The 26,429-nt window shown below is 65.2% G+C and carries 22 protein-coding genes; 10 read left to right on the forward strand and 12 right to left on the reverse strand.

All coding sequences use genetic code 11. The features are described 5' to 3' along the window. Positions 1-7: 7 nt before the first annotated feature. From ABW18_RS18795 to ABW18_RS18815, 5 genes are all read right to left on the reverse strand, one after another. The gene (locus ABW18_RS18795) at positions 8-1,312 is read right to left on the reverse strand and encodes an ion channel protein (RefSeq protein ID WP_049700526.1); all 1,305 of its coding nucleotides are present in this window, start codon (positions 1,310-1,312) and stop codon (positions 8-10) included. Positions 1,313-1,364: 52 nt separating this feature from the next. Beyond that, a complete protein-coding gene (locus ABW18_RS18800) occupies positions 1,365-2,591 on the reverse strand; it encodes a DUF2254 family protein (RefSeq protein ID WP_049700527.1) in 1,227 nt (408 codons plus the stop codon). A gap of 349 nt (positions 2,592-2,940) precedes the next feature. After that, positions 2,941-4,791 carry a 2-isopropylmalate synthase gene (gene leuA, locus ABW18_RS18805; protein ID WP_049700528.1) on the reverse strand — a complete coding sequence of 617 codons (1,851 nt, stop codon included), beginning with the start codon at positions 4,789-4,791 and terminating at the stop codon, positions 2,941-2,943. 208 nt (positions 4,792-4,999) lie between these two features. Continuing rightward, entirely contained in the window at positions 5,000-6,643 is a 1,644-nt protein-coding gene (locus ABW18_RS18810) for an FUSC family protein (RefSeq protein ID WP_049700529.1), read from the reverse strand. Positions 6,644-6,667: 24 nt separating this feature from the next. Continuing rightward, complete coding sequence (locus tag ABW18_RS18815) at positions 6,668-7,525, reverse strand: glycoside hydrolase family 16 protein (protein ID WP_049700634.1); 858 nt, start codon at positions 7,523-7,525, stop codon at positions 6,668-6,670. Positions 7,526-7,763: 238 nt separating this feature from the next. Here ABW18_RS18815 and ABW18_RS18820 point away from each other — a divergent pair, with 238 nt between their 5' ends. Then, positions 7,764-8,198, forward strand: coding sequence for a hypothetical protein (locus ABW18_RS18820; protein WP_049700530.1), 435 nt, complete (start codon positions 7,764-7,766; stop codon positions 8,196-8,198). 6 nt (positions 8,199-8,204) lie between these two features. Here the strand turns inward: ABW18_RS18820 and ABW18_RS18825 are convergent, their stop codons facing one another. Continuing rightward, positions 8,205-8,771 carry a nitroreductase family protein gene (locus tag ABW18_RS18825; protein WP_049700531.1) on the reverse strand — a complete coding sequence of 189 codons (567 nt, stop codon included), beginning with the start codon at positions 8,769-8,771 and terminating at the stop codon, positions 8,205-8,207. A 69-nt stretch (positions 8,772-8,840) separates the two neighbouring features. Next, positions 8,841-10,391, reverse strand: coding sequence for an MFS transporter (locus ABW18_RS18830; protein ID WP_049700532.1), 1,551 nt, complete (start codon positions 10,389-10,391; stop codon positions 8,841-8,843). Between the two features lie 140 nt (positions 10,392-10,531). Between ABW18_RS18830 and ABW18_RS18835 the strand changes: the two genes are divergently transcribed. Beyond that, positions 10,532-11,212, forward strand: a complete 681-nt coding sequence (locus ABW18_RS18835) for a TetR/AcrR family transcriptional regulator (protein ID WP_049700533.1) — start codon at positions 10,532-10,534, stop codon at positions 11,210-11,212. Positions 11,213-11,237: 25 nt separating this feature from the next. Here ABW18_RS18835 and ABW18_RS18840 read toward each other — a convergent pair whose 3' ends face one another. Further along, positions 11,238-12,698 carry an MFS transporter gene (locus tag ABW18_RS18840; protein WP_049700534.1) on the reverse strand — a complete coding sequence of 487 codons (1,461 nt, stop codon included), beginning with the start codon at positions 12,696-12,698 and terminating at the stop codon, positions 11,238-11,240. 236 nt (positions 12,699-12,934) lie between these two features. Between ABW18_RS18840 and ABW18_RS18845 the strand changes: the two genes are divergently transcribed. Next, positions 12,935-13,552 carry a TetR/AcrR family transcriptional regulator gene (locus ABW18_RS18845; protein ID WP_160318057.1) on the forward strand — a complete coding sequence of 206 codons (618 nt, stop codon included), beginning with the start codon at positions 12,935-12,937 and terminating at the stop codon, positions 13,550-13,552. Positions 13,553-13,699: 147 nt separating this feature from the next. Here the strand turns inward: ABW18_RS18845 and ABW18_RS18850 are convergent, their stop codons facing one another. Further along, on the reverse strand, positions 13,700-15,106 hold the full coding sequence (locus ABW18_RS18850) for a hypothetical protein (protein WP_414651985.1): 1,407 nt from the start codon (positions 15,104-15,106) through the stop codon (positions 13,700-13,702). Positions 15,107-15,256: 150 nt separating this feature from the next. Between ABW18_RS18850 and ABW18_RS18855 the strand changes: the two genes are divergently transcribed. The 4 genes from ABW18_RS18855 to ABW18_RS18870 all read left to right on the forward strand — a co-directional run bounded on the left by ABW18_RS18855 (position 15,257) and on the right by ABW18_RS18870 (position 20,004). After that, positions 15,257-16,522 carry an aspartate kinase gene (locus tag ABW18_RS18855; RefSeq protein WP_005209522.1) on the forward strand — a complete coding sequence of 422 codons (1,266 nt, stop codon included), beginning with the start codon at positions 15,257-15,259 and terminating at the stop codon, positions 16,520-16,522. 3 nt (positions 16,523-16,525) lie between these two features. Next, the gene (locus tag ABW18_RS18860) at positions 16,526-17,554 is read left to right on the forward strand and encodes an aspartate-semialdehyde dehydrogenase (protein WP_049700535.1); all 1,029 of its coding nucleotides are present in this window, start codon (positions 16,526-16,528) and stop codon (positions 17,552-17,554) included. 65 nt (positions 17,555-17,619) lie between these two features. Next, on the forward strand, positions 17,620-18,651 hold the full coding sequence (locus ABW18_RS18865; protein ID WP_049700536.1) for a fused (3R)-hydroxyacyl-ACP dehydratase subunits HadA/HadB: 1,032 nt from the start codon (positions 17,620-17,622) through the stop codon (positions 18,649-18,651). A gap of 63 nt (positions 18,652-18,714) precedes the next feature. Beyond that, entirely contained in the window at positions 18,715-20,004 is a 1,290-nt protein-coding gene (locus ABW18_RS18870) for a lipase family protein (protein ID WP_235434450.1), read from the forward strand. An 86-nt stretch (positions 20,005-20,090) separates the two neighbouring features. On the opposite strand, the gene ABW18_RS18875 is transcribed toward ABW18_RS18870, so the two are convergent. Further along, positions 20,091-21,257 (reverse strand): hypothetical protein, encoded by a 1,167-nt coding sequence (locus ABW18_RS18875; RefSeq protein ID WP_049700538.1) that lies wholly within the window; start codon positions 21,255-21,257, stop codon positions 20,091-20,093. A 106-nt stretch (positions 21,258-21,363) separates the two neighbouring features. Between ABW18_RS18875 and ABW18_RS18880 the strand changes: the two genes are divergently transcribed. Then, positions 21,364-21,978 carry a TetR/AcrR family transcriptional regulator gene (locus tag ABW18_RS18880; protein ID WP_049700539.1) on the forward strand — a complete coding sequence of 205 codons (615 nt, stop codon included), beginning with the start codon at positions 21,364-21,366 and terminating at the stop codon, positions 21,976-21,978. Between the two features lie 2 nt (positions 21,979-21,980). Here ABW18_RS18880 and ABW18_RS18885 read toward each other — a convergent pair whose 3' ends face one another. Continuing rightward, complete coding sequence (locus ABW18_RS18885) at positions 21,981-23,066, reverse strand: NAD(P)H-dependent amine dehydrogenase family protein (protein ID WP_049700540.1); 1,086 nt, start codon at positions 23,064-23,066, stop codon at positions 21,981-21,983. A 43-nt stretch (positions 23,067-23,109) separates the two neighbouring features. After that, entirely contained in the window at positions 23,110-24,183 is a 1,074-nt protein-coding gene (locus ABW18_RS18890; RefSeq protein WP_049700541.1) for a Rieske 2Fe-2S domain-containing protein, read from the reverse strand. A gap of 80 nt (positions 24,184-24,263) precedes the next feature. Here ABW18_RS18890 and ABW18_RS18895 point away from each other — a divergent pair, with 80 nt between their 5' ends. After that, positions 24,264-24,881, forward strand: coding sequence for a TetR/AcrR family transcriptional regulator (locus ABW18_RS18895; RefSeq protein WP_049700542.1), 618 nt, complete (start codon positions 24,264-24,266; stop codon positions 24,879-24,881). Positions 24,882-24,906: 25 nt separating this feature from the next. Further along, positions 24,907-26,358: a hypothetical protein gene (locus ABW18_RS18900; protein WP_049700543.1), complete on the forward strand. Its 1,452-nt coding sequence runs from the start codon at positions 24,907-24,909 to the stop codon at positions 26,356-26,358. Positions 26,359-26,429: the final 71 nt, after the last annotated feature.

Here is a 26,429-nt window from a genome sequence, read left to right on the forward strand (position 1 = left end):
GTGCGCGTCAGGTGCTCCCTGCCGCGTCGGGGCTCGGGTCGTCGACCGGCTTCGCACGCAATTCGGGGGCATTGGCCACGACAAGCCACGCGGCCAGCGTCGCGAACAGGAGCGGTATCAACAGATCGAGTTGCGGCACAACAGCGAGTCCGAGGAAGAGGCTGATCCAGCCGTTCCGTGTTGCCGCGACGACGATCCCGACGATGCTCGCGGCCACCGTGATCGTCAACGGAAGCGACGGCCACAGCACGTGCATGCCGAATCCCGCTGCGGCACCGGCGAAGACAGACGGAAAGATGCGACCACCACGGAAGCCGCCCGCGCTGGCCAACAGCATGGCACACATCTTGATGCCTGCGAACGCGAAGAACCCGAGGGCGGTCGTGGTCCCGATCCGGTCGGGCAGTTCCTTCATCTGATCGAGGCCCTTGAACAGCGTGATCGTTCCGCCAAGGATGCCGAGGCCGCCGAGGATCGCTCCCACCAATGTCAACCGGATGATGGGGTCTCGTAGCGAGCGATGCAGCACGCGGTGCAGCGGATCGAACACGAAGGCCGCGACAACACCGCATGCGGCGATGACCACGGCTACCCCGACGGCGATCAAGGTGTCGATGATGCTGCCAACCTTTTCCTCCGGTAGGTCGATCGACATCGTGAGGTCGGTGAAGCGCAGGATGACGAACGATCCGGTAGCCGCCGCGACCAGGGGCAAATACAGGCGATTCCACAGGGGAATTCGCTGATCGCCGGGATTGGCCTCCGACAGCATGAGGGCCGCGGCGACCGGGGTTCCGAACAGTGCGCCGAGTGTCGCAGCAGTTGAGAGGCCCATCCACTGGGTCTGGTCGATCCTCGGAATCAGGCGCACACCGACGGCCACCACGATCGCCGCATTGATGACCATGATCGGGCTCTCCGGACCGAGGCTGACGCCGCCTGCCAGCGCCAGGATCGCCGCGATCGCGAGGCCGGGGGTTGCACCGACGGCGATCGGTGTGGACACCAACTCCTGCGTCGCGGGATCATCTCCGGCGTGGCCGGGAGCGAATCGGATCACCAGTCCCACCAGAACGCCCGCGATGGTCAGCACGAGCAGAATCCACCACCAGGTGCTGTCGGTGATGCCCAGCCACGACGTCACGGTGTGCCAGAGGAAGTGTTCGAGAGTGCTGGCGACGGCCGAGATTCCCCACAGCAGCAGGGCACATACGACACCCACGAGTAGGGCGACAGGTGTGAGTGCGAGTAGTTTCCCGACGGGTACTCGCGTCGAGTCCTGCTGTCCGGTTCCGGTGGTCGCCTCACTCATGACTTCAACTGTCGCGCATCCGAAGTCGGTTCACACCACGAAACGCAGAGGTTCACTGATCGAGGGTGGGGAATCGGTCGGCCCGCGCCTGTGCGACCCACGTGCGTCGTCGCGCGAGTTGCGTACGTTGTTCGACGGTTGCCGCGACGGTCGATACGCGAGTGAGTGCCGCGTCGAGTCGGGCGAGCATCAATGGGGATTCGAGCGAGGCTGCGATGACATCGTCGAATCCGACGACGAGCATGTCCGTCCACGACGGTCGGGGGACCACGAGCCTGAGATGACCACCGGCATCGCGCCAGCGCCGCGCGCTCTCGTCGATAGACGTCGCGGATACCAACAGGAATTCGATCTGGTCGACCGCCTGCGCCGCGGTCGCGGGATCGTTGATCGCAGGCGACATGGCACGGAGTGCGATATCGGCGATGAGGCGGAATGCCAGGAGCGAATCGCCGTCGAATGTGCGTTCCGGCCCGGTGTCGAGCGCAGCGAAGAAGGCTCCGGTATCGATCTCTCCGGTGTCGCTGTCGCTGTCGCCGTTGCCGTTCCTTTGTGCGGCAGGACCGTACACGTGGGCGAGCGTAGCGCCTGCGCGCAGTGTTGACCCGACCGTCTGCTCCATGACGATCACGGCGTCAGCGGATTCGGCGAGGTGAACCAGCCTCTCGACGTGTAATCGCTGCAGTACCAACGGATTGCGAGACCACGGGATGCTGTGCGGTTCGGCAGTGGAGTCGACGGGTTGCTGCGGGTCGAGGTCGTCGCTCGTGGGGTACGTCGCGACAATCGATTGCTGACCGTGTTCGCAGATCGTCGTCAATACCGGCGAGATCTGGGTTGCGGCAAGGGCATTGGCCAGTACCACGCGCAACAGCACAAGCACGGCCAAGGTACCCACGACCGCCACGAGCGGAACACTCGCCGAGATCGTGTCCCGGCTGCCCGACGCGAGGATCGCGGTGATGCAGAAAACGATGACGCTCATTGCCACGGCGGCTGTACGCCAGACGATGGGAGCGTCCCGGAAGAGCGTCAGTCGGGGTGTGAAAGTGGTTGCCACCCATTGGACTACGAGGAACAGCAACGAAAAGATCACTGCAAGTGTGCCGAACACCGCGCCGCCGAGGCCGATGAGAACGGTCGCGACCGATGACGTTGAGATCTGTGGAGCGGCTCCGATGTGCGTCAGGCCGATTGCTGCCCCGGCACCGAACAGCACGCCGATGGTCTGTGTCAGGCCGGCGCGTGCACGCCTTCCGAGCGTGTCGAGGCCGGTCATGGGGCAGGGTTTTTGGTTCGGCGTCGAACTGTCATCACACCGACCACCTTCGCGACGCTCTCCACAGCTGCCGTCTCACAAACTACAGGGTGACACGGGTCTACAGGGTGGAACCGGACTACAGGGTGAAGCCGAACTACGGGGTGAAGCCGAACTACAGAGGGTGGAACCGAACCACAGGGTCGACTTCGGACACGGGCTCACGTCGGTTACGAGTGTCGCGCAGACGGAATGGGCCGAAACCTCGCGCGCGGGGATCGCCCGCTTGACGAGAGTTTCGGCCCATTGCCTGACACAGCGACGGCGGGGGGTACCCGCGTCACCGTGAGTTCATCGGTGAGAGAAAGGTTTACGGCGCCCAGGTACGTGGGGCGGCATCGGTCTCCACTGGAGCCGAAGCGGTCACGCGGTAGGCGCGATTGACTGCGGACACCACGGCACGCAGGCTCGCCGTCGTGATCGACGACGCAACGCCGACGCCCCACACGGTTTCACCGTTGACCTCGGTCTCGACGTAGGCGGCCGCGCTGGCGTCGCCGCCCGCGGTGAGTGCGTGCTCGGCGTAATCCAGTACGCGGACGTCGAATCCGACGGTCGACAGCGCGTCGACGAATGCCGCGAGGGGTCCGTTGCCGCTGCCCGAGATCTCCTTCTCGGCGCCGTCGACCTTGACCACAGCGGTGATGTGGTCGTCGCCGCCGTCGATCTCGGAGGCGTCGACCTTCTGGCGCATCCGCTCGAGCGGGCGGATCGGATGCAGGTATTCGTCGGCGAAGACGTCCCACATCTCCTTGGGAGAGACCTCGCCGCCCTCGCCGTCGGTGATCTTCTGGATCTCGCGGCTGAACTCGATTTGCAGGCGTCGCGGCAGGTCCATGCCGTGGTCGGCCTTCATGATGTAGGCGACGCCGCCCTTGCCGGACTGGCTGTTGACGCGGATGACGGCTTCGTAATTGCGGCCGACATCCTTGGGGTCGATCGGCAGATAGGGCACCTGCCACAGGATGTCGTCGACGTCGGAATCGGCGGTGTCGGCGTCGACCTTCATCTGGTCGAGACCCTTGTTGATCGCGTCCTGGTGGCTGCCGGAGAATGCGGTGTAGACCAGGTCGCCGCCGTAGGGGTGGCGTTCGGGTACACCGAGCTGGTTGCAGTATTCGACGGTGCGTCGGATCTCGTCGATGTCGGAGAACGAGATCTGCGGGTCGACGCCGCGGCTGAACATGTTCATGCCCAGTGTCACCAGGCAGACATTGCCGGTGCGCTCACCGTTGCCGAACAGGCAGCCCTCGATGCGGTCGGCGCCCGCCTGATAGCCGAGTTCCGCTGCGGCGACAGCGGTTCCGCGATCGTTGTGCGGGTGCAGGCTCAGGATGATCGAGTCGCGGCGGGCGAGATTACGGCTCATCCACTCGATGGAATCGGCGTAGACGTTCGGTGTTGCCATCTCGACGGTGGCAGGCAGGTTGATGATGAGCGGCTTATCGGATGTGGGAGCGATGATTTCGCTCACCGCGTCGCATACTTCCTTGGCGTAGCTCAGCTCCGTGCCGGTGTAGGACTCGGGCGAATACTCGTAGCGCCAGTTGGTGTCCGGGTACTTCTGCTGCTCCTCGAGAACCTTGTGCGCGGCGTGCGTCGCGATCTCGGTGATCTTCGACTTGTCGGCACGGAACACGACCCGACGCTGCAGCACCGACGTCGAATTGTAAAAGTGCACAATCACATTCGACGCTCCGCGGCACGCTTCGAAGGTGCGCTCGATCAGCTCGTCGCGGCACTGCGTCAGCACCTGGATGGTCACGTCGTCGGGGATGGCCCCGTCTTCGATGATTTCGCGAACGAAGTCGTAGTCGGTCTGGCTCGCCGACGGGAAACCGACCTCGATCTCCTTGTAGCCCATGCGCACCAGCAGCTCGAACATGCGGCGCTTGCGAGCGGGACTCATCGGGTCGATCAGGGCCTGGTTGCCGTCGCGCAGATCCACGGCGCACCACATCGGTGCCGCGGTGATCACCTTGTCTGGCCAGGTGCGATCGGGGATCGAGATCTGCTCGACCTCGTCGGCGAATTGCCGGTAGCGGTGAACGGGCATCGCGGAACTGCGTTGCGGGTTCCAGGAGGGCTGTCCTGCTGGGATGGGGCCGGACGGCTCGACGATGCGGCTCGGGCCCGAGGTGAAAGTGTCTGCTGGTGCCATGATGGTCAATCTCCGAAGTAGGTCTCAGATTGGGGAGTGACCGGCGCGTGATGAGGCCCCGCGACGGAGGGCCGGTCGTGTCAGACCCCGCCGCGGCAACCGAGAAGGAGTGCACGCTGCATGCGAGTAAATGTACTCCCCGGGCTGGTCGTCGATCAAATGAGGTCAGTCGTTCGGACTCTAGGTCCGCATTGTCCGAACTCGCATGTCAGGGGTCCTCGGGTGTGTGAACGAGGGTGCGATGCATGCGCAGGGTGCTCCGGATTCCGGGAGCGATCGGAGTCGACGGATCGGTGCGGTAGCACCAGTCGAGTGCTTCGTATCCCACCCGACACAGCGCGATGTGGCGCGGCCACCGCGGTGTTGCCCAGTCCGGTTCGTCGCTGGCGCTGTCGGTTGCACTCATCTCGGCCTCGAGCAGCGACCACTGCAGGTCACGCCGGGCCGCGAGCATGCGCGGTGAACCGATCGGTGAGAGCGCGGCGTCGTCGAGGAGATGGTCGACGTTGTCGAGGACGTCGGTGTCGGCGCGTGCCCACGTGCGTCGGTGCGCATGCGGAAGCAGCCACAACAGTGCTGCGACAGCCAACCCGACGCCGAGCAGCGTTTCGAGGAAGCGGTCTCGCACGGGGATGGTGATGTCGGATTCAGGGTTGCCCATGAGCATGGCGAGAGGAGTGATGAACGAGACCGCGACGCCGTAGTTGCCGACGATCGTCAGCTCGATCAGCACGTTGAGCACGGCGATCACCACGATGAGCCACAGTGTGGTGAGGCCGAGGTGGTGGAGTCCGACGAAGATCACCAGGCCGACGATGGTTCCCGCGAGTCGGTGTGTTGCGCGGATGACGCCCCGGATGCGGTCGGGCCCCAACTGCAGCACCAGGACGGTGCCGAGGATTGCCCAGTCCGGTCGCGAGAGACCGATCGCGAGCGACGCCACGCCCGCGACCAGCGCGGTGAGTGCGACTCGCGCAGTGGTGACGCGTGCATGGCTATAGCGGCGAAGTGCCGTGGACAGGCGGTGTCGCACCGATGGTCGACGCAGCGGCGGCGACAGCGGACCCGGCGGTGCCACGTGGAACTGATGCAACGACGTCCAGAGCCGTTGGGCGAGTGGAGTGTCGGTGGCAGCGGCGTCGTGCAGGACCGTCCACGCGTTGAGCGTCGACATCGCCACACCGTGCCGATGTGCGGGATCGGTGGACTGGTTGTCGGCGAGGTAGGCGTCGATCGTCTCGATCGCGGCGAGCGTCGCCGCAGTCTGTGGCCCTTCCGGACGCCACAGTGCCGGTGCCATTCCGACGATCAGTGAACTCAATCCGCCTGCGCACGTCGCGATGACCAGCGCGGAAACGTCGACGCCGTGTCCGGTCACCACGGACGAGATGCAGGCCGTGAGCACGAAGAAGAACGGACCGGGCGGACCGAGTCGCATGGCGTTGACGGTGAACACCGTCGCCGACGCCCACGCCACGAGAGCGACGACCACCGTCAGCGCGATCGCTGTGTTCGGGTGCGGACCGGCGAAGTGGCCGAGAAGCCCGAACAGTGTGGCCGCGGCGATCAGTACGGCGGCCGCGAGCACGATCGCCCGCCACCGCACTCGGTATGGGCGCTTCTCGCCGTAGAGCACGGCGAAGGCGCCGAGCGCCGCGAGTAGCGAGTCGCGCTCGAATCCGACGGCGAGCAGGACGCACGCGGGCACCGCAAACGCGAGACCCGCTCGGATGGCCGCGGGCCAGCGCCCGCGAACGTCGGGGATCGCGAACAGTGCGCGCCTGACGTGCAGGCGAGGGGGAGGCTGTGGTCTGAACGGTTCAGCTGGTGTTGGCGAGTCAGAGCCGGGCACCGGTCAACCCTACGGCCGGGTCGGTCAGGGGGTGTAGCGCAGCCAGTCGACCTTCATCGTCGCCGGGTTGGGCGTGGCAGAGTTCGTCGGACCAGGCCAGACACCACCGATGGCCAGGTTCAGGATCGGGTACATCGGCTTGTCGAAGACCCACCGCTGGCCGGCGGTGAGGTCGGCTCGATTGACGGTGTACACCGACTGCCCGTCGAAGAGGAACGTGATCGAGGTGGCCGTCTTGCGGACGCCGTAGGTGTGGAAGTCGGTGGGGTCGATGCCCGTGATGTCGGAGCCGCGCTGGTACTTGCCGTTGGCGCCGTCGGGAAGCGGGATGGCGTCGGGCAGGATGTCGCGCAACGACCCGGCGTCGGCCGAACCGAAGCCGTCGGAACCGGTCGGGCCGTGAACGCCGATGTGCACGAAGTTGTAGCTGTTGATGTGTTCGGCGATATCGATCTCGCCGGACTCCGGGAACCCGACTTCCCAGATGTCGGCTCCGAGTAGCCAGAACCCGCTGTGCAGGCCGGCGCCGGTGGGAAGTGAGAGCCGCGCGGAGATGGTGCCGTAGGTGAATTCGCGCTTGTCCTTGGTGTTCAGCCGGGCCGACGTCCACCCGCTACCGGAGTTCTTGGCCTCGATGAGAAGATTTCCGCTTCCGTCGAGGCGTGAGTTCTCTCGGCTCGAGGTGTAGGTCTGCTTTTCGTCGTTACCCCAGCCCCCGCCTCCGGTTTCGTAATTCCACAGGGCGCTGTTGGGAGCCGATCCGGCCGCACCGTTGAACTCGTCCGAGAATGCCGTGTCTGCCGCATGGGCGGCCGGAGCGGCCGTGGTCACGGCAGCACCGATGCTGCCGACGGTCAGGGCTGTCACGATCGCACGACGCATGAGTTTCACAGGCTAGGCTTACCATAGTTTGCGGCCCGCCACATTGGGGTGTTCTGTCGGATTAGTGGCGAAAAAGGATACTTTGGCGCCGACTGAAAGTCTCTTTGCCTGAGCATTACTGGGCGTTCGCACTGTGAATTCTCAGGCGGCACTTAGCTTTTGGGCGTTTGCTTCGAGGAGCCGCCGGAAGGTTGGCTGCGACACTCAACCGCGAGTGTGTGCCGAGAAAGGTAGAGACATGTCACGTTTGTTCACCGGAGCGACGGCACGTCGCATCACTGTCGCGTTGGCCGGTGTCGGCGTCGCGAGCGCGATCGCGACGGGCGGAGTGGCGAACGCCGCTCCGGCCCCGCATGAGGCAAAACCCGCACCCGCGCAGACAACCCCGGTGCCCGGCACCAAGTGCACGTTGGCCGGAGTCGAGAAGGCGTTGGCCAAGGAAGACCCCGCGCTGTGGAAAGAGATCCAGTCTCATCCGCGCGCCAAGGAGCATTTCGAGAACACGATCGTGCTGACCCCTGCTCAGCGCAAGCAGCAGCGTGAAGAGATGCGCAAGAAGCACCCGGAGCGCGCCGAGATCAAGAACTTCCTGCGCGACCATGGCATCGCCAAGAAGGATCGCAGCGCGCACCGGGCCGCGATCAAGAAGGCGCTCGAGACCTGCAGCGGGTAGAGGCGCTCAGCGAGCCGCGAACGGCTCGCCCCAGTGGCCGCTGAACGCGACCTCGTCGAGGGGTAGCCGTTCGCGCGGCTCGGCGTCGCGCTCGCGGATCTCGGCGGGCAGCGTCGAGGGGTCGGCGAGATGACCGACGGCCAGCATCGCAAGGGGCTTCTTGTCGGCGGGTATGCCGAAAGCCCTTCTGGCGGAGTCCTTGTCGAATCCGGCGAGTGGATGTCCGTTGAGGCCGAGTGCGCCACACTGCAGGATCATCTGTGCCAACGCGAGCCCGAGGTCGACGCCGCCGTAGAGGTCGGGCTTGGGGTCGGACGGATCGTCGGTGGTGCACAACAGGATCAGTGCACCTGCGGCGGGCGCCCACGTCGTGTTGCCCCGGTTGAGTGTGGCGGTCAGCGCGTCGAACGTCGTATCGCCGCGCAGACCGACCACAAACCTCACCGGCTGCATGCGTCCCCACGTGGGTGCCCACCGTCCGGCGTCGAGGATCTCGGTGACCTCGTCGACCGAGACGGTGGCCTCGGCGTCGTAGCCGCGAGCGCTCCAGCGCTGACTGATCAGTTCATGCACCGCGCCAACGGTACTGGAGCACAACGGCATGAGGAGCAGCGTGCGTGGGAGCGGACTCCCGCGACAGGGCTAACTGTCCTGCGCGGCAGGCAGTTCGGGATCCACCGACTGCTCGACGACGCGCGGTGTACGCATCACGACCGCGAGAATCACGCCGAGCACACCGAGCGCGATCACCGACGCGAGTGACGCCGCGTGGATGCCGTCGACGAATGCCTGCTTGGCCGCGGTGGCGAGTTCGGCGCCCGCGGGACCCATCTCGTTGGAGCGGTGCAGAGTCTCGCCGAGGGTGTCGCCGAACGCCCAGCCGTCGCCGTGTTCGCGGAACATCAGCGTTGCGAGCGAACCGAGCAGAGCGAGGCCGAGCGCGGTTCCCAGCTCAAAGCTGGTCTCCGAGATGCCCGACGCCGCACCGGATCTCTCCGCGGGCACCGAGCCGACGACGACGTCGGACACCAGCGAGAACTGGATGCCGTAGCCGATACCGGCGATCGAGGTGAACACGAGGTAGACCCACAGCGGGCTGGACGTCGTGAGCCACAGGAGTCCCAGGTTGCCCGCAGCGGCGAGTGCGACCGACCCGACGAACGCCGTCCGCATGCCGACACGCGCAGCGATGCGCGTCGCACCGATGGAGAACACCGCGACGGCGATCGCCATCGGCAGTCCGGCGAGTGCGGCGTTGAGGACGTCGAAGTCGCGCACCGACTGCAGGTAGACGCCCGTCAGATACGACATACCGCCGAGCGCCATCATGCCGAACAACGCGACCGTCACGGCGGCGCTGAACTGCACGTTGCGGAACAGTTTCAGGTCGAGCAGTGGCGCTGTGGTTCGACGCTGGTGCATGAGGAAGAACACGAACATCACGACACCGAGCACGCCGACTGCTGCGACCGGGAGGGTGGCACCTTCTGACGCCATCGTCTTGATCGAGTAGACGATCGGCAGGATCGCAAGCAGGGAGAGTCCGACGCCGATGAAGTCGAACGGTTCACCGGTGCCTGCGCGGTACTCGGGGATCAGCTTGGGTCCCAGGAGGAACAGCACGGCGAGTACCGGCACGTTGATCAGGAAGACGACGCCCCACCAATAGTGGTGCAGCAGAACGCCTCCGACGACGGGGCCGATGGCCGAACCGCCCGCGAAGGCGGCGGTCCACACACCGATGGCCCGGCCGCGCGACTTGGCGTCGGGAAACATGTTGGCGATCAGCGACAGGCTCGACGGCATCAGCGTCGCACCACCGATACCCATCAGCGCGCGAGCAGCGACCAGGACGCCCGCGGTGGGAGCGAACGCGGCGATGACCGAGGCGATGCCGAACATCGCGGCACCCAACAGCAGGATGCGTCGACGGCCGACGCGGTCGCCGACGTTGCCCATCGTGATGAGCAGTCCTGCGATGAGGAACCCGTAGATGTCGAGAATCCACAACTGCTGGGCGGCGCTGGGATCGAGGGCGTCGGTGATCGCCGGGATCGCGAGGTAGAGGACGGAGAAGTCCATCGAGACCAGGAGAACCGGAAGGGTCAGCACGGCCAGTCCCCACCACGCGCGTCGATCGGCGCCCGGATTTTCGCGGGTGCGCTTCTCGGACGGACGGATGCGGACGGACATGACTACTGCTCTCCTTCGATAAGTGTGAATGCGTCGACGGTGTTGTGCTCTCGGGCACCCGCGTACGCCGTACGCATCGACGGTACGGTGATGAGTACGCTGTACGCAAACAATTTATTCCCGACACGTGAGGAGAGTTGGTGGCCGACGAGCGTGCGCCCAAGCTCACCACCGAGCTGATCGTCGACACCGCCATCAACGTCGCCGACCGGGACGGGCTGCCCGCGCTGTCGATGCGACGCATCGCTGACGAACTGGGCGTCGGCGCGATGTCGCTCTACCGGCACATCTCCGACAAGGACGCGCTGCTCGAGGCGATGGCCGAGGAGATCGGTCGTCGATTTCCCTATCCCGTCGACGAGGCGGGGCCATGGTCGTGGCGCGAACGGGTCGCGATCGCCGTCGACATCGATTGGCAGCTCTATCGCCGCCATCCGTGGGTGGTGCTGGCGTACTCGGCGCCGCGCTACAGCTTTGGTGTCGACGCGCTCGAGGGCCTTGACTGGCTCGCGGCGGGCTTCACCGAACTCGGCATCGACATCACTACCGCCACCGAAATGGCACTCACGTTGTGGAGCTACGTCAATGGCGTCGCGCTCGCGCAGGTCAGTGAAGAGTTGCTCGACGCATCGCCCGGTGAACATCCGAGTGGACTCGCTGATCTCATCGCCGGTCGGGTCACCTCGCGGTTGCCGCACCTGTCCACGTTGTCCGACGCTGCCGACGCCACACGGTTGAACGATCCGCGCGCGCTGCTCGACGCCGGAGTCGACTATCTGTGCGCGGGGTTCGAGGCGAGAGCGGCGTCGTCGAAATCGTAGGTGAGGTCGACGACGCCGCGTCGGATCACGTGAGTGATGTCTCGACCGGTCGCGGGCGCGCCTCACCCTGGGTGAGTGCCATCAGCACGCCGCCAGCCGTCAGCAGGATGGCAGCGACCAGTACGGTGACTGTCATGCCGTGGGCGAATGTGATTGTCGACGTGGGCATTCCGCGTGTTGGGGCCCCGAAGACGGCAACCATGATCGCCAAACCGACTGTGCCGCCGAGCTGTTGCGCGGTGTTGACCAAGCCCGACGCCGCGCCGGCATCCTGAGGGTCGACGCCGCGTAACGACGCCGTGGTCAGCGACAGGAAGGCCATACCGCCGCCCGCACCGACGAGGATGAACGGCCCGAGCAGTGACAGATACGGAGTAGGAGCGTCGAGAGTGCTCAGCCAATACAGGCCGGCTGCCGCTGCACCGAAGGCTATGAGTAGCAGGGTGCGAGTACTCAAGCGTGGCACCAGAACTCGCGCACTCAACTGTGATGCGCCGAAAGTCGCCGCCGTCATCGGCAGGTATGCCAATCCGGTTTCGAGTGGGCCGTAGTGCAGCACCTCCTGCATGTATTGCGTGAGGAAGAACATCATGCCCATGAAGCCCGCGACCATCACCAATCGACCGGCGAATGCAGCGCTCCGCGGCGTCGAGGCGAAGAGGCGCAGCGGTGTGATCGGTTGGTGTGCGCGGTCTTCGGCGTAGACGAACGCGCCGAGAAGTGCTGCGCCTGCGACGAGGGCGATGATGGTGATCGTGCTGCTCCATCCGTGCTCGGCCGCGTTGACGAGGCCGTACACGATGAGACCTATTCCGGCAGTGGACAATACGGCGCCTGGTAGATCGAAGGAGCCGCGCTCGCGTGTGGTGCGCGGTAGTGACAGTGCACCCGCGACGATCACCACGAGTCCGATCGGCACGTTGACGAAGAAGACCCAGCGCCAGTCGAGCCACTGCACGAGCGCTCCGCCTGAGACGAGGCCAAGCGAGAATCCACCGATCGAGACGGCGGTGAACAGCGCCAGTGCGCGCGTGCGCTGCGCGCCGTCGGAGAATCGGGTCATCAGTAGTGCCAGTGCAGCGGGTGCTGCGATCGCGGCGCCGACGCCCTGCAGGGCGCGGGCAACGAGGAGCATCGTCGAATCGGTTGCGAGACCACCGAATGCCGACGCCGCGACGAACAGTCCGAGACCGTCGAGGAAGGTGCGGCGTCGACCGAGAATGTCGCCCAGGCGGGCGCCGAGTAGTAGCAGCCCACCGAAGGTGAGCGTGTAGGCGTTGAGCACCCAGGAGAGATTTGACGTCGAAAAGCCAAGGGAACGTTGAATATCGGGCAGTGCGACGTTGACGATGGTGGCGTCGACCACCACCATCAACTGGCACCCGAGCACCGCGATCAACACCAGCGCGTCGGTGTTGATGCGCGAGCGTAGGCCTGAGCCCGAAGGCGTCGAATCTGCTGTGCGATCAATGGAGGAAAGGGACATGTGGCCGCTCTTTTCGAATGAATGGATCGGCGGAGCAGTGCACTGAATTCGGCGTGAGTCTGATCGGGCTCACCCACGCCGGTGTGGAGTACACTCACTGGAGAAACGGAAGCTTCCTCCGATTAATATACGGAGGGTTCCTCCGCTTTGCAACTGTTGTGTCTGCTGGCGCCGCTGTGCTCGATCTGTGCGCGCGGCGTCGTCGGTGTTATTCGTGTCGGAAGGTAGGAGTCGCCGTGGCTGGGGAGTCAGTGACCGGGGCCGCGAGTGGGAACGATGCGCGGCGAACTCTGTCCCGACGGCCCGCCCGCGCCGATGCCGCACGCAACTACGACAAGCTGATCGCCGCGGCCGCGGACCTCTTCCACGCCGAGGGCGTCGACGTCGCGCTCGACAAGGTCGCCGCCGAGGCTGGGGTGGGCATCGGGACGCTGTACCGGCACTTTCCCAATCGTGCGGCGCTCGTCGAAGCCACATTTCGGAGCTACTCGGACTCGATCATCGCCGACGGTTGGCGCCTGCTGGAGTCAGGGCCCGCCGACGTCGCGCTGGCCGGGGTCTTCGAGGCGTACATGTCCACCGCGAGCACCAAGCGCGGCATGAAGGAGGCGATCCTCGCGGCCGTCGGCGACGAGGCTCCGGTCTTCAGCGAGGCCCGCGACCAGTCACGCGAACTGATGGCCGCGACGCTCGAGAAGGGCCAGCGCGAGGGCGTGTTCCGCGAAGACATCGAGCCGTCGGACATATCCCGCCTGGTCGGCGGACTGTCGATGACGTGCGTCGCCGAGGACACACCCGAGACGCGCCGACGCATGGTCGGCCTCGTGCTCGACGGCCTGCGCCCGCGCGGCTGAGCGTCGGCCGGGTGCAGAAAGTAGGGGAAGGATTCTTTCCGTGCCTTCCTTCGCTTTCGGCGAGAAGTGTCGCGGGGAATCGTGCAAACCCCGGGGAAGAGCCGCGCGGCCGGGCTGGAACCCGCGGAACAACCCCGAGCCCCGGCCTCACATCGCGTGCGGGTAGACGGTCAGCATGTGCGCGCCGAACCAGGCGCTGCCGATGATCATCGGGACGACGACGGCCACGCCGACCGATGTCCGCTGCTTGGCCAGCGCGATCGCGAGCGGAAGTAGCAGCACAAAGGCGGGCAGCAGTAGCCGGGGGCGGCTGATCATCAGTCCGCTCGACAGCATGATCGACGCCACGACGAGCGTCCCGTACACGACCACCGGCCACGGCAGGCGCGCCCAGAACGCGACGACGACCATGATCAACGTCGCGAGGATGATCCACGCGGTGGCGACGGAGGCGACCTCGCCGGAGTTCACCAGCGCGTCGTTGACGAAGTTGAAGGTGACGACGCCGCCGTCGATCCGGGTGTCCCAGCCCTCGGTCTGGATGCGGAACCAGCCGGTTGGGGAGCCGGTGTGTGCCCAGACGACCGCGAGGTAGCCGAGATATCCGAGTGGGCTCAGCACGATCGCCAGCCACAGGTAGGCGCCACTTCCGCGTCGTGATCGCCACGAGCGCGCATCCCGATCACGCACCAATGTCAGCGCCGCGGCCACCATCACGACGCCGATGATGACGACGGCCGTCGGGCGCACGGTCCCCGCGAGGCAGGCCGCAACGCCTGCAAGCAGCCAGTTGCGTTCGATCACTCCCACGAGCGCCCACACCGTCAGCGCGCAGAACAACGCCTCGGTGTAGGCCATGTTGAGCACGATCGCCATCGGCGTCGCGGCCAGGATCGCGACCAGGTAGAGCCCGACGCGTTCGGGATTGACCGACACCCCGCGCGTCAGTGGCGAGCGGTTACCCATCGCACGTACGCAGTCGGCGCCCAGCCGAGCGGCTCCGACGGCGGTCAGGCAACCGAGAACGACGTTGAGCGAGATCGCCGCACCGAACGGCGTGATGAACGGAAGCTTGGCGATCCACCCGACCAGATACGGATACCCCGGAAAGAAGGCGTACGCGGTGTCGGCGGTATGCAGACCGCGGGCGTCGGTGAGGGAATACGGCACGTCGCCGTAACCGTGCTCGGCAATGGCGAGCATCCACTTGCCATCCCACGCCGACAATGCGTTTCCGACGCTGGTCTCGCGCAACTGCGCGAACCGACCGAGCACCAGCAATCCGACGATCCGGATCGCGATGAACACCCCGATCGCCGTCACCCAGTAGGGCAGCGAGTCGTCTTCGACGGCCGGACGTGAGGTGGCTTCGATCTCCGGACGTCCGTCGCCGGCCCGGGGCTGCTCAACCTGGCGGACTCGACGCGGATTCGCTCCGGGCCGACCCGCGGCAGGTGCGTCGGCTCGATCAGCGGACGTCGCGCCGGGTGCGGCGCTGGTCTTCGGGGAGCGGCGTTGTCGGCTCGCCTTCCCGACCTCGGTCTCGCTGGTCACCTCAGCGATGTTAGGGGACGCGTGTGGTCTGCAGCACGTGGAAGCCGTCCCGCCACCACCACGACGTGGAGCCCGCGGGCATCGTCGGTAAGGTTGTCTCGGCAGTCAAGCGGAAAACCCGACGTCGAGCCCTGCCGGGAGGTTATCTACGTGGCACTCGTGGTGCAGAAATACGGTGGATCATCGGTTGCGACAGCTGAGCGCATCCGTCGGGTCGCCGAGCGCATCGTGGAGACCAAGAAGCAGGGGAACGACGTCGTCGTGGTCGTGTCCGCGATGGGCGACACCACCGACGAACTCCTCGACCTCGCGCAACAGGTCAACCCGGCCCCACCGGCTCGCGAGATGGACATGCTGCTCACCTCGGGCGAGCGCATCTCCAATGCTCTCGTCGCGATGGCGATCAGCTCGCTCGGTGCGCAGGCGCAGTCGTTCACCGGCTCACAGGCGGGTGTGATCACCACCAGCAGCCACGGCAAGGCCAAGATCATCGACGTCACACCCGGTCGTGTGCGCAGCGCGCTCGACGAGGGCAAGATCGTGCTGGTCGCAGGTTTCCAGGGCGTCTCGCAGGACACCAAGGACATCACGACGCTCGGCCGCGGCGGATCGGATACGACGGCCGTCGCGTTGGCCGCGGCCCTCGAAGCCGACGTGTGCGAGATCTACACCGACGTCGACGGCGTCTACACCGCCGACCCGCGCATCGTTCCCGACGCCCGACGCCTCGAGACCGTCTCCTTCGAGGAGATGCTCGAGATGGCCGCGTGCGGCGCGAAGGTCCTGATGCTGCGGTGTGTGGAATACGCCCGCCGATACAACGTTCCCGTACACGTGCGCTCGTCGTACTCGACCAAACCCGGCACGCTGGTTGCCGGCTCGATGGAGGACATTCCCGTGGAAGAAGCGATTCTCACCGGTGTCGCACACGATCGCAGCGAGGCCAAGATCACCGTCGTCGGCCTCGACGATCAGCCCGGTTACGCCGCGAAGGTGTTCCGTGCCGTCGCCGACGCCGAGATCAACATCGACATGGTGCTGCAGAACATCTCGAAGGTCGAGACGGGCAAGACCGACATCACCTTCACTCTCCCGCGTGAACTCGGGCCGCTCGGCGTCGAGAAGCTCACCAAGCTGCAGGAGGAGATCGGCTTCACCGAGGTCCTCTACGACGACCACATCGGCAAGGTCTCGCTGGTGGGCGCAGGCATGAAGAGCCATCCCGGCGTCACGGCGACGTTCTGCGAGGCGCTGAGCAACGTCGGCATCAACATCGAGTTGATCTCGACGTCGGAGATCCGAATCTCGGTGCTGTGCCGCGACACCGAACTCGACGACGCCGTGCGCGCACTGCACGAGGCCTTCGACCTCGGCGGAGAAGAAGAAGCCGTTGTCTACGCAGGAACGGGGCGCTGAGCCATGGGCGTACGTATCGGAGTTGTCGGAGCCACCGGTCAGGTCGGCGGCGTCATGCGAACCCTGTTGGCGGAGCGCAACTTTCCCGCTGACGAGGTGCGATTCTTCGCCTCTCCTCGGTCGGCGGGTAAGAAGCTGCCGTGGGGTGACGGCGAGATCGTCGTCGAGGATGCTGCGACCGCAGACCCGACCGGCCTCGACATCGCGCTGTTCTCGGCAGGTGCCACCATGTCGCGCGAGCAGGCGCCACGGTTTGCCGCCGCGGGCGTGACCGTGATCGACAACTCGTCGGCGTGGCGCAAGGATCCCGATGTGCCGCTGGTGGTTTCGGAGGTCAACGGCGAGCTGGCGAAGAATCCACCCAAGGGGATCGTCGCCAATCCGAACTGCACCACGATGGCCGCGATGCCGGTTCTCAAGCCGCTGCACGATGCGGCAGGGCTGCAACGACTGATCGTGTCGTCGTATCAGGCGGTGTCGGGCAGTGGGCTCGCAGGCGTCGATGAGCTCGCCACCGAGTCGCGTGCGGCGATCGACGACCTCGAAAAGCTTGTCTACGACGGCTCGGCGATCGACTTCCCCGCGCCGGTCAAGTACGTCGCGCCCATCGCGTTCAATGTGTTGCCGCTTGCCGGAGCGCTGGTCGACGACGGTTCCGGTGAGACCGACGAAGATCAGAAGCTGCGCAACGAATCTCGCAAGATCCTCGGGCTTCCGGAGCTGCTCGTCAGCGGAACCTGTGTGCGGGTGCCGGTATTCACCGGGCACTCGTTGTCGATCAACGCCGAGTTCGCACAGCCGCTGTCTCCCGCCCAGGCCAACGAGATCCTCTCCGGTGCAGCGGGAGTGGAGTTGACCGACGTTCCGACCCCACTCGCTGCGGCGGGCAAGGACAACTCGCTCGTCGGTCGGATCCGACAGGATCCCGGCGTGCCGGACGGTCGAGGACTCGCGCTGTTCGTGTCGGGTGACAACCTGCGAAAGGGTGCGGCTCTCAACACGATTCAGATCGCGGAGCTGCTCGTCGGGTAACAGCCCGGCCAACTAGGTCCCGCACCATCACACCTGATCCGACAACCGCCGATTGGTGAATCACGATGTCAACTCCCACAGACGCTCCGGCGGTTGCCGACAGACTCGGCCACTACTACAAGATCGACGAGCCCTATCTGGTCGGTCGCGAGAAGGTGCGCGAGTACGCGCGCGCGGTCCAAGACCACAACGCCGCACACCGCGATGAAGAGGCTGCACACGCACTCGGCTACTCGGGACTTGTTGCGCCACTGACGTTCACGGCGATCCCGGCGATGGGCGCCAACCGAGCTCTGTTCGAGTCGGTCGTGGTCGGTTACGAGACCTACGTGCAGACCGAGCAGGTCTTCGAGCAACATCGACCGATCGTCGCGGGTGACGAACTGACGACCGACGTCGAGCTGTCGTCGATTCGACGCATCGCCGGTCGCGACCTGATCACCGTCACCAACACGTTCACCGACGCCGCGGGCGAGGTCGTGCACACCATGCACACCACGGTCGTCGGCGTGACGTCCGACGATGTCGACCCGGGCATCAACGACGCGGTCCGCAGCATCATGGTGCACGACGTGAACGTCCTGTCGTCCGACGATTCGGACGCCGCGTACGTGAAGACGGTGCGACCCGAAGGCGCACAGGTCATTTCGAGTGCGGGCGCCCAGCGAGCTCCGGGCAGCCTCGACTTCGACTCGCTGACGGTCGGCGACGCGCTGCCGGTGCGGCACGCCCGCCTCTCGCGCGGAGATCTGGTCAACTATGCGGGCGTCTCCGGAGACGGTAATCCGATCCATTGGGACGAGTCGATCGCCAAGCTGGCCGGCCTTCCCGACGTGATCGCTCACGGAATGCTGACGATGGGGCTCGGCGCGGGCTTCGTGTCGGCGTGGTCGGGCGATCCGGGCGCCGTGACGCGGTACGCGGTGCGTTTGTCGCAGGTCGCGGTCGTGTCTGCTGCAGAGGGCGGCGACATCGAGTTCAGCGGCAAGATCAAGTCGCTCGATCCCGAGACCCGCAGCGGCGTCGTCATCATCGTGGCGAAGTCGGCTGGTCGCAAGATTTTTGGCCTAGCAACAATGAATGTGCGCTTTGCGTAGTTTCCCGTAACACGCCTGCGCCCTGGATCACACCCGTGACTTACTGTGCGGTAGGTTACGTCCATGACACGAATTCGGGGATTCATCTCAGGTAGGCGGATCGGTCGTGTGACACGACGGTCCACGGTTGCGCTCACGACGGGTGCGTTGGCTCTTGGTGCTGCGACGGCGGCAGTCGGACCGGCTCACGCGGCGGATTTCTACACCCCGCCGTCGCAGTTCTCGGCGACTCCGGGGTCGATCATCCGCAGCGAGCCCAGCCCGCTGCTGCTGCAGATTCCCGGCATCAAGAACCAGTGGCCGGGCACGGCGACGCGGATCATGTACACCTCTCGCTACCAGGATGGAACGCCCGCGGCGGTCACCGGGACCGTCGTCGAACCCACTGCGCCGTGGCGAGGCAAGGGTCCGCGACCAACCGTCGTGCTCGGCCCGGGAACCATCGGTCAGGGTGATCAGTGCGCTGGCTCGAAACTGATGAGCCTGCCCGTCGCGATCGACCCGAGCAAGCCGAGCCTCGCGCTGAACTACACGGCTCTCGAACTGAATCTCTTGCTGATCAACGGCGTGCGCGTGGCCATCACCGACTACATCGGCATGGGCACCCCGGGAATTCACACCTACGTGAACAGGGTCGAGTCCGGCCAGGCGATGCTCGACGCGGCGCGTGCGGCGCTGAAGGTCGAGAAGGCGCCCGCCAACGCGCCGGTCGGCTTCTCCGGTTACTCGCAGGGCGGCGGTGCGTCGGCATCGGCGGCCGAACTGGCGTCGAGCTACGCTCCCGAACTGAACGTCAAGGCATCGTATGCGGGTGCACCGCCCGCGGACCTGTCGAAGGTGATCGACCAGATCGACGGCACGTTCATCGTCGGCGGAATCGGTTATGCCATCAATGGTCTCGAGGCCCGCTATCCCGAACTGAAGACCGTCGTCGACAAGGAGACGACACCCCGCGGACGTCAGGTGCTCAAGCAACTGTCGACGCAGTGCATCGCCGATACCGGGCTGAGTTTCGGATTCCAGCGCACGAGTTCGTGGACGCGCGACGGAAAGTCGTTGTCTTCGGTCATCAATCGCTACCCGAACGTCAAGAAGATCGTCGACGAGCAGCGGATCGGCAGGCTCAAGCCGAACGCACCGGTCCTGCTCGAAGGTGGCCTCAGCGACGACGTCATTCCGTACGGCCAGGTGGCCGCGCTCGACCGTGACTGGCGTGCACAGGGAGCCGACGTCCGGATGATCACCAACACGATCCCGCCGATCTTCCCCGGCCTCGTGGTCAACCACGCGCTGCCGATGGTGTTCACGCTGCTGCCCGCCACCAACTTCTTGCTGTCGCACTTCGACGGCTGAGTTATCGAACGGAATCACCCCCACAGGAATGAACTACGGCCCCCGCAGTGACGCGGGGGCCGTAGTTGTCTGTGCGGCAGGTCGATTCACGAGGCAGACGGTGCAGGCAGCTCCGAGTCTCTTCGGACGCGCTCCGTGGGGGCGGAGGCCCAAGGGCGTCGGACGCCGACGAACGAGCCGACCGTGAGCAATGCAGACGCCACGTAGGCGGTGATCGCGTACGGAAGTGGTCCGATGCGTCCGCCATTGGGTGCCACGCCGTCGACAGCCGCGAAGTAGTCGGGCAGCGCACTGATCCACAGCACTGCCGCGACGACCAGGTACACCGCGGAGCAGACCACCGGGAACCACTCCCGCGCAAGCGGTTCGGGGAGGAGCGTCGGATCACTGCGGCGTGCTCGGTAGGCGCCCCAGAATGCCGCGACGGTGACGACCGCCAGGATCGCCACGTAGGTCCACGCCGAGACGGCTCGACCGACCAGTAGCGAACCGCCCAGCAGATCGAGGATGGTGGGGGGAATTGATCCGACGAAGAGGACGGGCCAGACGAGCACGCTCGTCATGACGACATCGCGGACGATGTACCAACCGCCGCGGTGCGGGACCGTGCACAACCAGCGCGTCACCAGGGCGATGCCGAACGGGAGCATGACGCTGAACGCGCTCATGTTCAGCAGCGGAATGCCGCTGAACGACGGGTGCGCCGTGGAGACTTCTTGGTTCCATACCCACCACTTCATCTGTGGCCCAAGGCCGTCGACAATCTGGTACAGGCAGTGGAAGACGAACGCCACACATGCTGCAGAGACGAAGACGTTGTAGCGCTTGAAGATTCCCGTCCGCTGGACGAGCGTGTACGCCACGTACAGGTAGACCGGATACATCGCGATGATGTAGAGCGGTAACCGGCCATAGAGGAACTGCACCGTAAACATGTTGTGCGCGAAGGTCAGTCCGAGTTCGTCCTCGATACCGAACCACTGCGGAAAGTAGGCGATGGGTTCGACGAGGAGCAATGCGAGTATCCCGCTGCACCACACCACCAGATTCGACGCGTCGCGCGTGGCGCGATACCAGCGGATGGCGTGGATCAGACACGCGACGAGTCCGACGACGAGCGTCGCCTCGATGACGGGAAGGGTCCAGTTCGCAAGGTTCGCCGGATTGGTGAACGTGACGAACGCATTGCCGTCGCATCGGACTCCGGTCAGCGTCTCCGACAGTCGGAGGTACTCGGCTGTACAGGTCTGCATTGGTGCACCTCAGGCTCGTGAAGGGGCGTGGCCGACATGCTCGATCATACAAACAAGCCTTCTGTGTATGACCGGATTCGAAATACCCGCGTGCGACGATTGACCGATGAGAACCCGAGGTTGGGGCGGCGACCTGCCGCGCACCGAAGACGAAGCACGCGAACGCATCGTGGCGGCCGCGATGCGGTGCATCGATCGTTCGGGGCCGGGCAAGGCAACTCTCGCCGATGTCGCCGCCGAACTCCAGGTCACCAGGCAGACCGTCTACCGCGTGTTCCCGACGACCGCCGAACTACTGACCGCGGTTGGTGAAGCAGGTGCCACGCAGTTCCTCGACCGACTCACCGATCACGTCGCCGATATCACCGATCCGCGCGATGCCCTTGCCGAGGCCATCGTCTACACGTTGGGGCGGCTGCCCGACGAACCGTACATCGGACTTCTCGTTCAGGTGGGGGAGAACGAACTCTTCAGCCGTGGCGCAACATCCTCTCGCGCAATGGAGTTCGGCGCGTCGGTGTTGCGACGATTCCCGATCGACTGGGCCGAGGTGGGAGTCGACGACGAGAAACTCGAGGGACTCGCCGAGTTCATGCTGCGCGTGCTGATGTCGTTTCTGCAGTACCCCTCGGACCCACCGCGTACGCCGGAGCAGTTGCGTGTCTATCTTCGACGCTGGCTCGGGCCTGCACTCGATGTCGCGGGCACAGCCGATGCGTGATGTCACACGGCGAATCGTCCGGCGAATGCCCTCAGTGGGAGATCGTTGCTCGTGATGATGCCGGGCCTCGCCTCGACGACCGAGCGGATCGAGTTGAGCGCCGGCAGGCCGGTCACGGTCATGCCGATGGAGGCGAAGTTCTCGGGCTTCGACAAATCCATTCCCGGCTTGGGGAAGATCATGTGTTTGCTGTAGATACTCGGATCGCCGGTGATCTGAGTGATGTAGCAGGCCTTGATATCCCACGCGGGATCGGTGTGCGGTGTCATCTGCCACTCGAGGTGGGTCTCGATCCGCGGGACGCCGTCGACCATGCCCTGGTACTTGATGTAGTTGGCGCCCAACGATCCCTTCGGTAGGAAGTACCAGCCGAGATCGACGTCTTTGGTGCACGCGCCGAGTTCGTAGGAGTACTTCACCTCGTCGAGCTCGAGCCCGAATGCGTCGGCCATGAGGTAGACGGAGTCGGCAAAGACTGCGGTGTACTTGTGCAATGACTCCGGAATCGTCGGATCATTAACCGGCAGACCGTATCCGACGGCCTTCCAGGTGTCGACGGAGTGATGGCACGAGACGTCGACCGATTCGGTGACGGTGACGTTCTCGATCGCGGCGACGTCGGCGCTGTGGACGATGCCGAGGATCTGACACAGTCCCGGGTTCATGCCCGTGCCATAGAACGTCGACCCTCCGCGTTGACAGGCAGCCTCGATGAGCTCGCTGACCTTGCGTCCGGAAGGGTGCTGCCAGTTGGTGTCCCGGTGATATCCGGTGATCCAGTCGGCGGTGGTCACGACGTTGATGCCTGCTTCGAGCACCTTCTCGTAGAGGTCTTCGTCCGGGAATACGCCGTGGAATGTCACGACGTCTGGCCGTGCTGCGATGATCTCCTCGACGGAACCGGTGGCCGTGATGCCGATCGCGTCGGTGCCCACGATCTCGCCGACGTCGCGTCCGATTTTGTCGGCGGTGTAGCAGTGCAGACCGACGAGTTCGAGGTCTGGGTGGGAGGTGATTCGTCCGATCATCTCGGTGCCAAGATTGCCTGTGGCAACCTGGAATACTCGAATCTTGCGGGAACTGTTCATGGGCTGGACCTTTCGTGTGGACATGTTCGCGACGCTGGTGCGCTCAGGCTGTTGCGGCGGTGGCCGACGGGTGTAGTGGCACGATCGCGCCGCTTTCGGGGCGAGTCGGGTCTCGTCCGTAGGTCGAGTCGCCCTCGGGATAGAACTGCACTGCCCAGTTGCGTAATGCGGTGAAGCCCTTGAACTCTCGCTGCGAGAGCGCAGGCGGATCCGAATAGCGCTGGTGCGACCAGATTTCGACGTCCCTGTCGAACTGGTCGATGACCAGGTCGCTCATCACCTTGCCGTACTTGGTCAACTCGGTGGCGTCTTCTTCTCCCGGCTTCTTGCCGATCCACACGGTGAACCGCACATCGCACGTCGATTCGTCGACCGGGGTGACCGCAGGCATCGTGCGGTTCTCGACCATCCCCCAGGACTTGGTGACGGAGCACCCGAGTCCCGCGTTCACGGAATAGACGCCGCTGGAGGCTGATTCGAGGGTGGCTCCCTGTTCGAACGCGATGGTGAAATCGACGTAGGAGACCGGTCCGTGGAAATCGTGCCGGGTGAACTCCGGCATAAACGGCGTCTCGTGGACGAACTTGAAATGGGCGAAGTCGACGCCGTTCTCCATGATGTACTGCGGATGGAGCTCGAGCCGCTCGTGGAACAGTGTCCCGCCGGGGATGGGTGCGTAGTAGTTGTCAGCGTCCGATGCGTCGTCGCCGAATGCGGTGAACACGTCCGGCACTTCGAAATACGGTGGGCGAGAGGCGGTGTCGAACCAGATCCACACGGCATGGTTGCGCTCGACGGCAGGGTAGCTGCGAATTCGCCTGCCTCTGTTCGGCCTCTTCTCGTACGGGATGCAGACGTTGCGACCCTGCTCGTTCCACTGCCACCCATGGAATGGGCAGACGAGGTTCTCGCCCTCGACGCGACCGCCGTACCCGAGATGTGCGCCGAGGTGCTCGCAATAGGCGTCGAACACCGAGATCTTTCCCGACGCCGAGCGCCACGCGACCATGTCGCGGGAGAAGTAGGTCATGCGGTGGACGTCGCCGACGGCGATCTCGTGCGACCAGGCGACCTGGTACCAGCCAGTCGGTTCCATCGACAGCGGGGTCTGTGCCATAGGAAGAACCGTAGAACCCTCTGTGAAAGAGTGCAAGAGGGTTCTGTGAAAGTCGGCGCGAATGGCTAGACTTTGTCGTCATGAGTGAGGCGACGACCACCCCCCGGCGCGCGAACAAGCGTGGTCAGGCCACGCGGGACAGCATGATCCGTGCAGCAATCACCGCGTTGGCGACGGGTGATCCGACGGCGGTCTCGGGTAATCGGATCGCGCGGGAGATCGGTGCGACGTGGGGTGTGGTCAAGTACCAGTTCGGCGATATCGACGGTCTGTGGGCAGCGGTTCTGCGTCACACCGCGGACCAGCGCGGCGATCTCCCGGCCAGCGTCAAACCCGACGGGACGCTGCGAGAGAGGGTGTCCGCTCTGATCGACGCGATGTTCTACGGACTCACGACGCCGGAGGCGCGGGCCATTGAGACGCTCCGCGCGGCGCTTCCGCGCGAACACGTCGAATTGGAACGCGAATTTCCCCTCACCGCAGCCGAATTGGCTTCGTGGAAGCCGAACTGGGACGCGGCGTTCGAGCGTGCATTTGCCGACCTCGACCTCGATCCAGGGAAGGTCCGGCAGATGGCCGCGCTGATCCCGGGTGCGATGCGCGGACTCATCTCGGAGCACACGTTGGGTACCTACGGCAACCTTGATGACGCTCGTGCGGGAATGTCGGGCGCTATCGTCGCCTATCTGTCAGAGTGACGCGGTGACATCGCCAGGTCCGCGTATGTGTGCTGCCCGCATCCGCATACTCGCCGCGTCGACCATCGTCGTCGCGATACTCGTGGGTGCGATCGTCGGAGGACCTGCGGTCGCGGCGCCACCGACACACGGTTCGACGGCTCCCGCACCGGGCCCGGCGACCGGACTCGGTCCGGTCGGAACGTCGCTGATGCACGGTGACCTGTGGTCGTCGGACTCGACGCCGTTCGCCGGACCGGGAAAGTCCGCGCGTCTCGCGGCGTCGTCGATTCCCGGCGGTGCCTGCGCCGCGACGTTCGTGGGACGCGATGGGATGCCGGTGTCGCTGTGTACCCAGTTCGTCGGCATAGCGCCGCTGCAGGTCGCGGTGGCGACGGTGACGCTCTTCGATCCGACGACCGCGGTGCCGATCGCACGCAAGCAGTTGACCAAGGGTGGGCTGCTCGGAGGTGTGTACGGGTATCTCGACGATCGCGATCGCGTGGTCGTCGCCGACGGGTCCGGCGCGATTCTGCGTGTGGCACATCGGCATTCGACGCAGGGGTGGCAGCTCTATATCGATGACCGCGTTGACCTGAAAGGTCATGTCCCCGCAGGCGACGCCGTCACCGCACTCGCTCCCGACTTCGCGGGCCGCGTGTGGTTCGTGACAACGCACGGCGTCGTCGGCAGGGTCGACGCCGCGCGGCGTGTGCGGTCGACGCATCTGCCCGCGGGTGAAGATCTCGGTAATGGACTCTCGGTGCGGGCGTCGGGTGTGTCGGTCATCTCGACGCACGCACTCTACGAGATGCGCGCAGGCGTCGACGGGACACCGGAGGTGGTGTGGCGTCGCGCCTATGACCGAGGCGCCGCACGTCGTCCCGGCCAGTTGACCTGGGGATCGGGCACCACGCCCACCTACTTCGGCCCCGGGGGCGACGGATGGGTTGCCATCGTCGACAACGCCTCCCGACCACAGTTGATCGTCTACGACAGCAACACCGGCTCGACGGTGTGCCGCATGCCCGCGTTCGGCAGCTCAGGACAGGGCACCGAGAACTCGCCGATGGCCTGGGGCAACTCGCTCATCATCCCCAGCACCTACGGCTACCAGTACCCGCCCATGGCCGTCAGCGGTCCGAGCGTGCCTGCCAACGCGCCCTTCGTCGGCGGATCGACACGCATCGACGTGTCCGCGGGGCAGTGCCACCGGGTGTGGGAGAACGGCGACCGCCTCGCATCGCTGCCCCGACTCTCGCGCGCCGACGGACTCATCCACGGCCTCGGTTACGGGCCCTATCGACCAGGATCGATCCAGCAGGTCGGGCCTATCGACTACATCGCCACCGATTTCGCGACGGGCGCCCGCGTACGCACGTTGCACGTCGGCGACGGACCGGTCGACGAGCCGCTCGAACTGACCGGCACCATCGCGCCCGACGGCTCGCTCTGGCAGGCGACGGTGAGTCGGATGCTGAAGATCGCGAGGCGTTGAGAAGTCGGCCGCCGGTCGTCGAGTCCCGGATGCTCAAGATCGGGCGCCGGTGACGGTGCGACAATCGTCAC

Origin of the sequence: Gordonia jacobaea (assembly GCF_001186365.1) — a bacterium.
Taxonomy (GTDB): Bacteria; Actinomycetota; Actinomycetes; order Mycobacteriales; family Mycobacteriaceae; genus Gordonia; species Gordonia jacobaea.